General features: G+C 67.3%; 9 protein-coding genes. 6 read left to right on the top strand and 3 right to left on the bottom strand.

Annotated elements, in window-relative coordinates; genetic code table 11:
- Positions 1 to 701 precede the first annotated feature (701 nt).
- A complete protein-coding gene (locus Q8T13_16050) occupies positions 702 to 1,190 on the bottom strand; it encodes a DUF4149 domain-containing protein (protein ID MDP3719275.1) in 489 nt (162 codons plus the stop codon).
- A gap of 33 nt (positions 1,191 to 1,223) precedes the next feature.
- Between Q8T13_16050 and Q8T13_16045 the strand changes: the two genes are divergently transcribed.
- The 4 genes from Q8T13_16045 to Q8T13_16030 all read left to right on the top strand — a co-directional run bounded on the left by Q8T13_16045 (position 1,224) and on the right by Q8T13_16030 (position 8,355).
- The gene (locus tag Q8T13_16045) at positions 1,224 to 3,518 is read left to right on the top strand and encodes a thiamine pyrophosphate-dependent enzyme (GenBank protein MDP3719274.1); all 2,295 of its coding nucleotides are present in this window, start codon (positions 1,224 to 1,226) and stop codon (positions 3,516 to 3,518) included.
- Positions 3,515 to 6,541, top strand: coding sequence for a gamma-glutamyltransferase (locus Q8T13_16040; protein MDP3719273.1), 3,027 nt, complete (start codon positions 3,515 to 3,517; stop codon positions 6,539 to 6,541). Before Q8T13_16045 ends, Q8T13_16040 begins: the two co-directional genes overlap by 4 nt.
- An 84-nt stretch (positions 6,542 to 6,625) precedes the next feature.
- Entirely contained in the window at positions 6,626 to 7,087 is a 462-nt protein-coding gene (gene bcp / locus Q8T13_16035; GenBank protein MDP3719272.1) for a thioredoxin-dependent thiol peroxidase, read from the top strand.
- Between the two features lie 29 nt (positions 7,088 to 7,116).
- Entirely contained in the window at positions 7,117 to 8,355 is a 1,239-nt protein-coding gene (locus Q8T13_16030) for a cation transporter (GenBank protein MDP3719271.1), read from the top strand.
- Between the two features lie 64 nt (positions 8,356 to 8,419).
- Here Q8T13_16030 and Q8T13_16025 read toward each other — a convergent pair whose 3' ends face one another.
- Complete coding sequence (locus tag Q8T13_16025) at positions 8,420 to 10,600, bottom strand: DUF5916 domain-containing protein (GenBank protein MDP3719270.1); 2,181 nt, start codon at positions 10,598 to 10,600, stop codon at positions 8,420 to 8,422.
- Positions 10,601 to 10,685: 85 nt separating this feature from the next.
- Here Q8T13_16025 and Q8T13_16020 point away from each other — a divergent pair, with 85 nt between their 5' ends.
- Together Q8T13_16020 and Q8T13_16015 are read left to right on the top strand one after the other, a co-directional pair.
- The gene (locus Q8T13_16020) at positions 10,686 to 10,862 is read left to right on the top strand and encodes a hypothetical protein (GenBank protein MDP3719269.1); all 177 of its coding nucleotides are present in this window, start codon (positions 10,686 to 10,688) and stop codon (positions 10,860 to 10,862) included.
- A gap of 10 nt (positions 10,863 to 10,872) precedes the next feature.
- A complete protein-coding gene (locus Q8T13_16015) occupies positions 10,873 to 11,022 on the top strand; it encodes a hypothetical protein (protein ID MDP3719268.1) in 150 nt (49 codons plus the stop codon).
- Positions 11,023 to 11,075: 53 nt separating this feature from the next.
- Here Q8T13_16015 and Q8T13_16010 read toward each other — a convergent pair whose 3' ends face one another.
- Positions 11,076 to 11,612, bottom strand: coding sequence for a Spy/CpxP family protein refolding chaperone (locus Q8T13_16010; GenBank protein MDP3719267.1), 537 nt, complete (start codon positions 11,610 to 11,612; stop codon positions 11,076 to 11,078).
- Between the last annotated feature and the right edge of the window lie 27 nt (positions 11,613 to 11,639).

Here is an 11,639-nt window from a genome sequence, read left to right as displayed (position 1 = left end):
CCCGCGCCCTGGTACGCCTCGCTCGCCACCTCCAGCGCCAGCGAGGGGGCACAAAATCCATGGAGGCGTTGAGGGCCAGCGCGATTGACGGGCGAGGTCGGGGTCGGCGACCAACACCTGGAACGGAGAAGTGGAAGGCGTAGAAGGTGAAGATCTCTTTGGCCTTGGAGCTCCTTGCTTGGCCAGCACCATCGAGTCACTCCCTGTCCGTCCGCGAGACGGCAGAGTTTAGGCAGCCGTAGGCGAATGAAACCCTCGCGACCTGCAGGGGAGTCGAGGCGGGAGAACCAGGAGGAAGAGGACCAGGGCGAGGGTGCAGCCTGGCTCAGGATGGTCAGGGGAAGCCAAATCCGATGAGTAGCTCTGGGTCGGTTGAGATGCTGAGCAGGCAGGAATGGCGCCACCAGACTGAAGAAGAAGTTGAGGTCAGCACCAAACTCCACAAGTGAACTCCTGCCCGGCCTGCAGGTCGAACAGCGAGAAGGCGGCGGCCTGGCCGCTCCATGGGGACGTTGGGGGAGAGGCCGTGGCGCAGGAAGAGGGAGGTCGTAGCGCCGGAGTGGCGCAGGAGAGGCCAGTAGCTGGAAAATGGAATATCGATGATTATCTCATGAGAATTGTCAGCCCAACTGCAACTGCAACTGCAACTGCAACTGCTAACTTCAACTACCAACTTTAAACTCGTCAACTTTCAACTCTTTCTATTCGCGTGCTTCCCAGAAAGCCAGGGCGAGCCCGCCGGCGACCGTCAGGCCCAGGAAGAGGTTGGCGAGGCCGTGCAGGCGGTCGAACTCCTCGCGGATGGGATCGCCGGCCGGCAACATCGAGACCGGACCGCTCACCCGGGCCTGGATCGTCGCAATCTGCGGGGTGACCTGGTAGTCGGCGGCGAGCGTGAACGCGAGCATCAACCAGAGAATCGACGCCCGCACGCCGTACTTGATGGGCCGCGCCCCCAGCAGCCGGTGCAGCGTGAGGGCCACGAACATGACCGCGGCGCAAGCATAGCCGAGCCAATACACCCGCTGGAGCACCTCGCCGAAGACCCGGCCGGCCAGGACCCGGCCTTCAACCGGGTCCCACGCCTGGAGCACGCCGAATATGGACGGGGCGGCGACGCCGCCGGCGACCACCATTCCGCCCAGCCACAGGCACAGGGCCAGGACGTAGAGGTAGCGCAGGAGGGCCATCACCCCAGTTTACTGGTAAACTTTCTGCTCCCAATGACCTCTTCTCATCACCGTAATCCCCTGGCCCAGCTGACCCGCGAACAGAACGAGCGTAACGCGGCCCTATTGCGCAACACGCCGACACTTGGGCGCGAGGTGCGCTCGGAGGTATTGCCCTTCGCGCTGGATCTGACGCGCGCCGGCGTTGGCGCCGGCGCCGACACGACGCTCGCCGCGCTCGAGAAGACCGCGGCCACCATTGCCATCGAATCGCTGGTGTCGCTCGGCCGGGTCAACGATATCGACCACCTGGGCGGTGGCCTCGAGTTGATCGGCCCCCTGCTCATGACCTTGTCCGTGGTCGACTACGGCGCCAAGCACTACGCCATCGAGCATGGGCACACCAGCATCGGCTACTACGCAGCCCTGGCGGCACTGGGGTTTCTGCCGCGGGAACGGGTGATCGACTCGTTCCGCCGCAGCCTCGACATGGCCGGCCACGTGTCCTGGGTGCCTGGCGGCACGCCGATTGGTTCGGGCCGGTTGGGCGTGTCGATGCCGGTCGGCACCGGATTGGCCCTCGGCCTCAAGGCCCATCACGGCAAGGACGCGTTGGTGGTCTGCCACACGGGGGATGCCGGCTGGATCTCGGGCCAGGCGCTCAACGGGTTCACCGCGGCCAGCCTGCACGGCGCGCCAATCACGTTCGTGATGCACAAGAACGGCATCCAGTTGTCGGGCACCACCAAACGGATCATGGACAAGGATCCGCGTCCGATCGTGTCGAGTTTGGGCATCACGGTCCTCGAATTGCCGTCGCTGCACGATCGGCCCCGGCTGTTCGAGGCGTATTGCGAGGCCTATCGACTGGCGCAGGACGGCCACCCGTCGCTCATCTATCCCATCGGCTTCGGCCCTGGCGAGGCCAGCACGGTTCAGCACTTCGGCGAGAGGTACGGGATCGCCGACCGGGTCGCGAAGTTCGCCGCCGACCACCAGGTCGCCACCAGCACGCCGATCTGGATCCCCGGCTCCCTCATGAGCTACCGCGACGCGGAAGCGATGACGCAGTGCGTGTTCTACGTCAACGGCCTGGCGGGTGGCGAAGCCCATCACGACGGCGGCATGAAGGGCCGCGATGAAGCAAGCGTGCTCGGCAACCCGATGCTGGCGCTCTCGACCGAAGAGCAGCAGGCGTTGACGGACTTGCGGGCCAGGCCGGCGCGCCAGGTCGTGTCGTCGGCGCGGCCGCCGCACGGTACCGCCAACCTCATTCTCGACCCGGCGGATCTCGCCGGTATCAAGCTGCCCACTCCTGACAAGTGGGTCTCGCCCCGCGCCGGCAGCGAAGCCGCCTATGCCGCGGTCGCGAAGAAGTACCCGACCAGCTGCTTCCTGGTGTCGTGCGACCTTAATCCCTCGACCAAGCTGGGTAAGGCTGCGGACCTGTTGGCGCCGGGCCACACGTTCGAGTTGAGCATCCAGGAGCAGGCCGCCACGCTGCTGACCAACGGACTCGCGTTCTCCAGCACGCAGCCGCAGCTGAACGTCTTCGCGACCTTCGCGGCGTTCATGGAAGGCATTGCGAGGGAAGGGTTCGAGTTCTGGCGCTACCAGCGCAATCTCGATGGCCCCAACGAAGGCTTGAACGTGCTGATGCACCTGTCGCACGTCGGCGCCTGCACCGGCCGCGATCACTTCTCGGGCTGGAGCCTGGACTGGGTCAACCTGGCCCTTGGCTACCTGCCGTACCTGCGCCGGTTCTATGCGCCGGCCGACGCGCGCGCCGCGTTCATTGCGGTGCGGGACGCGGCCGCCGGCATGGGCGGCCACATCATCGCCATCCCCCGCGACGTCTTGCCGGTGTTGACGAAGCAAGGTACCACCGAGCCGATCTGGTCCGCGGAGGATGCGTGGGAGCCGGTGACGGCACTGCGCACCGCGCCTGGCGCGAAGGCCGTGGTCCTGGCGCTCGGCGCGCCGGCCTATGTCGCCGTTGCGGCCGCTGACCGCGCCACTGCCGCCGGTGTTCCCACCGACGTGTTCGTCGTCAACGGATTCCCCGTGCCCGAGGCGTTCTTCGACGGCCTGGCCGAAAAATACCAGCATGTCGTCACGATCGAGGACGGGCTGATTGGCACTGCGTCGGCTGGCCTGCGCGGCTTCGCTGCGTTCGTGACCGGCCGACTCGCTGCGGCCGGCGTCAAGTTCGATTATTTCGGGATCGTCGATCCCCAGATCGCGCCGTCGGAGGCGCACCTCCAGGTCTGGGAGCACTACGGCATGACCGAAGAGCGCCTCGCGGCCGCACTCTCCGGCGCCGGCTCTGGCGCCGTGGAAAAACCATGACGAACTCGAGAATCGGCATCGGCCTGGTGGCGGTCGCACTGTCGTGCGGGCTGTCGCGATCGCCCATCCAGGCGCAGGTGCCGGTGGGTGTCCAGGAGCCGGCATGGGCGCCCGACGGACGCCGGATCGCCGTCTCGTACCTCGACCGCATTTGGACGATGACGCCCGAGGGGCGGCAGGGGAAGGCCGTCACGACCGGCGAGGCCGGCGCGATTGAGCGCGAACCGGCGTTTGCGCCCGATGGCAGTCGCCTGGCGTACGCGGCCGATCGTGGTGACGGCTTCGACATCTACGTGGTGGCGCTGAAGAACGGCGCCGCCGCCGGCGCGCCCGTGGCCGCCACGACCCAGCCCGGCGACGAGCGCTGGCCGTCGTGGACCGCCGATGGCCGCCTGGTGTTCGCCCACCGCGATGCGCGTCCCGCCGGGCGCGGCGCCGACCCCAGCCTGCAGTGGGACCTGTTCGTCGTGCGCCCGGTCGAGGGTTCCGAGGCCTGGCAGGCGCCGCAGCCGCTCACCGAGACGGCCGATTCGGAAACCTATCCCCGCGTCTCACCCGACGGCACCAAGGTGGTGTTCGTGTCGGAGCGCGACTCCGAAGACGATCTCGACCTGTGGTGGATGCCGCTGCCGGCGGCGGCGGTGGCCAGGCCCACGCCGCTCGGCTCGCGTCCCGCCACGCCGGTGGTGGCGTCAGTGCCCAGTGTCGGCGCGGATGGGCGGGCGTTGCGCGCCACCCGGGTTGGTCGAGTCCGTGGTCACGAGGCCTATCCATCGTGGGCGCCCGACAACACCCGCATCGCTTTCTACGCCGTGCGCGAGGGCATTGGTTCGGTGTGGGTGACCGCGATCGAACCCGCGCGTCCCGAAGGCACCGAAGAGCCGGAGCCGCGTCCCAAGCCGGCGGCGCCGCCGCAGTTGGTGTCGCGCAAGGGCGGCGCGCCAGCGTGGTCGCCGGACGGCAAGACGCTGCTCGTCTCGGGCCTGCCCGACCCGCAGCCGGTTTACAACGGCAATCCGCTTCGCAGCGACGTCGAGGCGCCGCCGCTGTTCGCCCTGAACGCCGCGTTCCAGTTGTGGCGCGTGGCCGCGCCGCTGCCGGTCCACGAAGAGGGTGGCGCCGTGGCCGCCGACCTCGAGCCGTCGCCGGCCGCCTTCACCGCCGTGTTCGATCGGGTGTGGAACACCCTGAGCGCCCTCTATTACTCCGCACCGCCTGCAGCCGAGAAGTGGACCGGCCTGCGCGATCAACTCCGCCCACGCGCCGCCTCGGCGAAGGCCGAGAGCGAGCTGGAGGCCGTGATCGACGAGATGGTGGCGGCGCAGCCGCTGATCAAGCCGGTCGTGACCTCGAACGGGGCCGTCGTCGTGTCGGGTCACCCGCTCGCCTCCGAGGCCGGTCGGCTGGCTTTCGAAAAGGGCGGCAACGTCGTGGACGCGATGATCGCCGTGTCGTTCGCGCTCGGTGTGGTCGAGCCCGAGGCGTCGGGGGTCGGCGGTGACGGCTCGGCGGTGCTCTACCTCAAGGGCATGAAGAAGCCGACGGTGATCGAATACAAGGACATGACGCCGATTCGCGCGACGGCCGACAACCCGTTGCTGATGCAGGACGGCCGCATCGTCGCCGACGGTCCCGCCGCCGCCAATATTCCCGGCGTGGTGGCCGGACTCGATTACGCCTATCGTCACTACGGCAGCGGCAAGGTGAAGTGGGAGGACCTGGTTGCGCCGGCGATTGCGCTGGCCGATGAGGGGTTCATCCTGGACGAGGGCCTGCCCTCGAGCATTGCCGAAGGCCGCCGCTTTCTCGAGAAGTGGCCCGAAGCCGCGAAGATCTACCTGCCTGGCGGCAAGGTCCCCAAACCCGGCGAGCGGTTCTTCAACAAGGACTACGCCAATACGCTGCGCGCCATCCAGAAGGGCGGCGCCGACGCGTTCTATCGTGGTGAGATCGCGAAGAAGATCGCCGCCGACATGGAAGAGAACGGCGGCATCCTGACGTATGCCGACATGGCGCAGTATCGCGCCATCGAGCGAGCCCCGGTGATGGGCCGCTACCGCGGCCACACGCTGTATGCCGGCGGTCCCCCGGTCTCGACCGGCATCCAGCTGTTCGAATCGCTGCACGTGCTGGAGAACTACCAGCCGGTTGCGGGCGCGCGCGCCTCGACCGATCCGGACTACCTTCACTACCTCGTGGAGTCGTGGAAGGTGCGCGATCCGCTACGGCGCGTGGCCGATCCCGAACGCTGGCCGGTGGACTTCGAGGAGCACCTGACCGCCGAGCACGCCAAGAAGCTGTTCGCCAGGATCGATGCGAAGAAGGCATCGCGCTACGAGCGGCAGGCCCCCGAGGAGGCGCCGGCGACGCCGGCGGCTCCGGCGCCGCGCATCAGCACCGGGACGACCTCGTTTGCCGTGGCCGACGCGGAGGGCAACATGATTGCCGTCACGCAGACGCTCAGCACCTGGGGCGGCACTTTTTACGTGTCGAAGGGCCTCGGCTTTCTCTACAACAACCACCTGCGTTCGAACCGGCTGACCGCCGGCGCCTACGGCAGCCTCTTGCCGTTGACCAGGTCGAGCACGGCCAGCGTGCCGACGCTGGTGTTCGAACAGAAGCCTAACGGCGAGGAAGTGCCGCGGCTGGCGGTGGGCTGTGCCGGCAACGCGTGGATCCCGGTGTCGGTGTACAACATCATCACCGGCGTGATCGACGGCAAGCTGGGCGCGCAGGCGGCGATCGAGGCGCCACGGTTCCTGCCCGGCCGCGACCCGGCGGATCCGCTCGAGAACGGCGGGCGCATCGAGATCGAGGATCGCTTCCCGCGCGGCCTGTTGGGCAACCTGACCGACCGCGGCCACAAGTTCCAGCGGATCGGCCGCAAGGGTGAAGTGCGCTACGGCTATGCCGCGGCCATTACGGTGGACGTCGCGAACAAGACGGTCGAAGGCGGCGCCGAGCCCCGCCGCTCGCATGCAGCCGTGCCGTTCTCCCGCGCGGCCACCACCACCGCGCAATAGTTCGGGCGCACAATGTAGCGTCCGGCTTTCTTGTCCGCCGTAGCCTTGGCGGAGGTGGAAGCCGGACCATGCGACGGAGCCTCCATGATCGAACCCGGCAAGAAAGCCCCCGCGTTCTCCTTACCCGACCAGGCGGGCAAGACCCATTCCCTCGCTGACTATGCCGGCCAGCCGGTGGTGATCTACTTCTATCCGAAGGACGACACCCCTGGCTGCACCAAGGAATCGTGCGCATTCCAGGACAACCTGCCGAGGTTCAAGAAGGGCAAGGCGGCCGTGCTCGGCATGAGCATGCTCGACTCGAAGAGCAAGGCGAAGTTTGCGAAGAAATACGACCTCACGTTCCCGCTGCTGGCCGACGAAGATCACTCCGTGATGGAGAAATACGGCGTGTGGCAGGAGAAATCGATGTACGGCCGCAAGTACATGGGCGTGGCGCGCACCACTTATCTGATCGGGCCCGATGGCAAGGTCGTGAAGCGCTGGGACGGCGTGAAGGTCGACGGTCACGCTGAAGAAGTGTTGGCTGCCGTCCAGGCCCTGTAGTGTCTCAACCCACCGTCCTCCGGTTGCATGTGGCCGGGATGGACTGCGCTGACGAAGCGGCGCTGATTCGTCGCGCGCTCCATCGTCCTGGTGTGGCCGCGCTCAACTTCGACCTGGTCGGCCGGCGGGTTGACGTCACCTACGATCCGTCGATCCTGCCCGCGTCCGCGATCCTCGCGGCCGTGGCCGGCACCGGCCTGACCGCGCACACCCACGATGCCGGCGATGTCGTCGGCGACGATCATCCCGAGCACCATCACCATCATCACGACTACGCCAAGTGGTGGGCGGCGGCGAGCCTGGTGGCGTTTGGCGCCGGCTGGATCATCGACGGCGTGAACGCCGACACCTGGGCCGAAGCCCTGTTCGGCCATGGTGAAGACGGGCACGCGCACTACGGCGGCGCGGTCGTCGCGTACGCCATGTCGGCCGTGGCCGGCCTCGCGCCGATGATCCCGCGCGCCGTCACCTCGTTGCGCCACCTGCATCTCGACATGCACGTGCTGGTGTGCCTGTCGGCGATTGGCGCGGCCGCGATTGGCCAGTGGGCGGAAGCGGCCGCCGTCGCGTTCCTGTTTGCCGTCGCTCACTTGATGGAGGCGTGGAGTATCGATCGGGCCCGGCATGCGGTAGCGGCCCTGGTGGGACACGAACCCGGGTGGGGCGAGGACCGTGGCCATGAATCCGCGAATGTGGAACGGTGGATCGAGAAGTTCGCCGCGGTCTACACGCCGGCGGTCACTTTTGCCGCCCTCGCCGTGGCGCTCGGGCCTCCGCTCGTCGATGGGCAGTGGCAGACGTGGTTCTATCGCGCGCTGATCTTCCTGGTGCTGGCCTGCCCGTGCGCCCTGGTGATCTCCACGCCGGTAACGATCGTGGCCGCGCTGACTTCGGCAGCAAAGCGCGGTGTGCTGTTCAAGGGCGGATCGCCGCTCGAGCGTGCGGCCAACGCATCGGCGCCCACCGCCGCCGCGTTAGCGGCGGCAAGAGTAGTAGTGCAGTGCCGCACCACGGCGACCGTCCCGCTCGACCAGGTGGACGTGGTGCTGACTTGTGATCATCCAGAGGATCTCGAGTTCCTGGTGAGTCACGCCAAACGGGCCGTCAACGTCATCCGGCAGAACGTCACGCTCGCGCTGGCGACCAAGGCCGCGTTCCTGATCTCCGCGGTGTTCGGCGCTGCGCCGCTGTGGCTGGCGGTACTCGCCGATACCGGAGCGACCGTCGCGGTGACGCTGAACGGGCTTCGCCTCCTGCGTTCCCGGTAGCGACCACGTCTTCCAAGGTTCGGTAGGGCGGCGATCTGTGTCTAAATCTGTGTAAATCTGTGGCCTAGAATCGGTGCGTGTAGTTCACCTTGGTCGTCGCCCCGCGCGACAAGGTGAAGTAGCGGCCGTCGTCGTGGCGCCAGTTGTGGCCGTAGACGAAGTAGAAGTCGCTGCCCGGTCGCAGGATCCAGCGTAGCCGCGAGTTCAGCCCGGCGACGCGGCTCACATTGTCATATTGCAGCGAGTTGGTGAGCGCCACGAACGGCGTTGGCGTCCAGGCGGCGTTCACCCGCATCAGCGTGGTGGCGAAGGCGCCTTCGGGCAGCGTCACGTCCTGGCGCTCGAGGACGGCCGCCAAGTTCAGGGCACCGCTCGGCCGAAGCGTGGCGCCGAGCCTGGCGCGGCGGCGTGTACCCGACCAGAACTGGCCGAGTTGCACCTCGGCGTTCACCGACACGACGCGCTGACTGGCCGTGTTGACGTCGGCCTTGATGTCGTTGAACGAGTACTCACCCGGGGCCAGCACCACGCCCTCGGCGATCTCGAACGGCGCGTCCAGGTTCTCGAACTGGTTGGCCACCTCCACTCCCAAGTTGTCGCCCTGGTTCAGGCGCATGCCAAACGGCTGCGCCGACAGGCGCCGCGTTTCGAGCACGCCGTCGAGGTTGGTCAGGTTCTCGAAAAAGATCTGGAACTGCAACTCGCGCACGTGGGCCAGCCCGATCGGCCGCGGGTTCCACGACACGCTCGGCTGCAGGCGACGGAACCCGCGTCGCGGCGCGAAGCCGACCGCCGGATTCCAGGCATCGCCGAACTCGCGCAGCGAGACGTGGGCCTGCCATTTATTGTTGGGGTAATTCAGCCGGATGCCGCGCGCCGATCGATCGCCGAGGGTGGTCGCCTCAGCGAGCCTCGACTCGGTGTGGCCTGCGAAGAACGCCTCGAACTGCAGGTTCTTGTTGCCCAGGAACGCGGCGGTGGACAGGTCGAGATCCATGCCGTAGGTGTGGCGATCGGGCAGTTCGAGGTCGCCGGTCAGCCCGCTGGCGCGGCGCGTGTAGACGGCGCCAATCGACGACTGCGCGAGAAAGTTCCGCCGCAGCCGCGCCACCGAAAAATCCTCCGTGGGGACGACACCCTGCGCGCCGGTCCGCACCTGCAGCAGGCCCAGGTCCCACGCCCCGGCCTGGCCGCCGAGCCGTGCCCCGAACTGCACCGGGACCGGCTCACCACTGACCAGGCCGATGCGCCGGCTGAAGAACGGGTTCACGCCGCTGCTGCCGGCGAAGTTGTAGATGCTCGAGCCTTCGAGGAAAAACTGCCGCCGCTCCGGAAAGAACAGCGGGAAGCGGGTGAGGTTCACTTGCCGATCGTCCACCTCGGTTTCGGCGAAGTCGGTATTGACCGTCATAGCGAGGCGCAGGCTCGGCGTCACGCTGTAGCCGAGGTCAAGGCCGAGGTCGGCGCCGCTGTCGGCCGCACCGTCCGCGATGGTGTGGCTGCCGGCCAGGTAGGGCTTGACCTCGAGGCCCACCCCTTGGGAGATGTCACTGAGCCCGGTCAGCACGCCGGCGTTGAGCGGCAGGAACAGGCCCTGGTTGCGGCGATGGCCGCTCCACACCAGCTCTTCGTTCAGGCGCCGGATGGTGCGTTGAAAGTTGATGCCCCAGCGGTCGCTACGCGGATCGAAGTTGAGCGTGCGGAACGGGATGCGGATCTCCGCGGTCCAGCCCCGATCGTGACGGCGGACGCGCACGTCCCAGATGCCGTCCCACGACTTGTTGATGCTGCCGCCGCTGCCGATGCGCAGCAGGCCGTCGCCGAGCAGCCCGGCCGGGTTGATCTCGAAGAAGTAACCGGTGCGGCCGTCGCGAAAGGTGTCGAGGATCCACATGAAGCGATCGTCCGAACCGAGGCCGGCGTCGCGGCGGCGCTGGAAACCCTTGATGCCGGAGGGGTCGCTGTCGAACAGCTCGGCACCGATGTAGAGGCTGTTGGCGCTGAACACCACCCGTACTTCTGTGGGCTGGCTCGGCGCCGCGCCTTCGACCGGTTCCTGCTGCCGGAAGTCCGTGGCTGGCACCGCGCGCGCCCAGGCCGGTTCGTCGAGCCGGCCGTCGAGCGTGATGCGCTCCTCGTCCTGCAAACGTTCGGCGGCGAGGTGGGGGACAGGTTCGCTCTGCCCAGCCGAGGCCGGCGTGCCGAGCGCACACACGAGGAACGAGAGAAAGACAATCTTGTACATGAGTTCGGGGGGGAAACTCTGATCATACAAGCAGGTGTGCTGTTTTGAACCCTGACGCTGTTGGCCGACAATCTATGCTGGTCGCATGACCTGGCTTGGCTGGCTCGGAATCGCTGTCATCGTGGTCGCGATCGCGGCCGTCACCGGCCTCAAGCCCGGTGGCACGCGTCACGTGGCCGGCACGAAAATGATGGGCGTCGCCCGCGTCGCCTTGTTCATCATCGTCCTGATCGTCGCCTACCTCGCATTCAATGCACGCTAGGAGGACAAGAATGGCAGTCCAGAAGAACCTCGGTTTCCTGCTTCTCGCCGTGTATCTGATTTTGGTCGGCGTCGGAGGCCTTGTGGCCTTTGTGATGCCGAGTCCGGTGATGGCGGTGCTGGCGCTGCTCGCCGGCGTGATGATTCTCGTCGGCCGCTAGCCGACGGGGACTGACCCCTTGGCATTACCCACTCGGGTCAGTCCCCACCTGACTTAGCGACGTCCTTGCTGCCGCTGCTTTCTGGGCAGCGACTGGCGTTGGGCCTCACGCTCCTTGTGCTTCGCGAGCTGCTCAGCGGTCAGGATCTGCAGCGTCTGGGTCCGGACCTTGGCATTGAGGAGGGCCAGGTCGGCTTCGGCGGCTGCCACCTCGATGCTCTTGGCGCGCACCGCGGCCTCATCCAGCGCGTCGGCCTCGATCAGCGCGCGCATGCCTTGACGCGCGGCCCGCATTTTCTCGCCCGCGGCCTTGAACTCGGCCCGGTGCGATTCGCCAATCGCCTTGACCTGCGCCTTCTGGTCGTCGGTCAGGTCCAACTCGCGGAAACCGGGTCCGTTGCCCATACCCATGGGACCCCGTGGCCCGCCAGGTCCGCGCATGCCGTCGGGGGGCGGTCCGCCCACGCCGGGGCCTTGGCCGGGACCGCGCCGCGGCATCTGGCCGTCCTGCGCCGTGACGAGTGCCGATCCTGCCGCGAGAACGACCGCGACGAACCCCGCGGCGAGGGAAAACTTCAGTGTCTGGGTCATAAGGTGCCTCTCTCCTAGTGGCGCGCA

The sequence above is a fragment of the Acidobacteriota bacterium genome, from assembly GCA_030697165.1.
Classification (GTDB): Bacteria; Acidobacteriota; Vicinamibacteria; order Vicinamibacterales; family UBA2999; genus 12-FULL-67-14b.
The sequence above is the reverse complement of the archived record's forward strand: the minus strand, read 5'-3'. Positions and strand labels throughout refer to the sequence as shown.

What these genes read in the sequence shown, in the direction of transcription:
- Q8T13_16050 (MDP3719275.1), bottom strand. Translation starts at nt 1,190, where the DNA reads ATGGCCCTCCTGCGCTACCTCTACGTCCTGGCCCTGTGCCTGTGGCTG.
- Q8T13_16045 (MDP3719274.1), top strand. Translation starts at nt 1,224, where the DNA reads ATGACCTCTTCTCATCACCGTAATCCCCTGGCCCAGCTGACCCGCGAA.
- Q8T13_16040 (MDP3719273.1), top strand. Translation starts at nt 3,515, where the DNA reads ATGACGAACTCGAGAATCGGCATCGGCCTGGTGGCGGTCGCACTGTCG.
- bcp (MDP3719272.1), top strand. Translation starts at nt 6,626, where the DNA reads ATGATCGAACCCGGCAAGAAAGCCCCCGCGTTCTCCTTACCCGACCAG.
- Q8T13_16025 (MDP3719270.1), bottom strand. Translation starts at nt 10,600, where the DNA reads ATGTACAAGATTGTCTTTCTCTCGTTCCTCGTGTGTGCGCTCGGCACG.
- Q8T13_16020 (MDP3719269.1), top strand. Translation starts at nt 10,686, where the DNA reads ATGACCTGGCTTGGCTGGCTCGGAATCGCTGTCATCGTGGTCGCGATC.
- Q8T13_16015 (MDP3719268.1), top strand. Translation starts at nt 10,873, where the DNA reads ATGGCAGTCCAGAAGAACCTCGGTTTCCTGCTTCTCGCCGTGTATCTG.
- Q8T13_16010 (MDP3719267.1), bottom strand. Translation starts at nt 11,612, where the DNA reads ATGACCCAGACACTGAAGTTTTCCCTCGCCGCGGGGTTCGTCGCGGTC.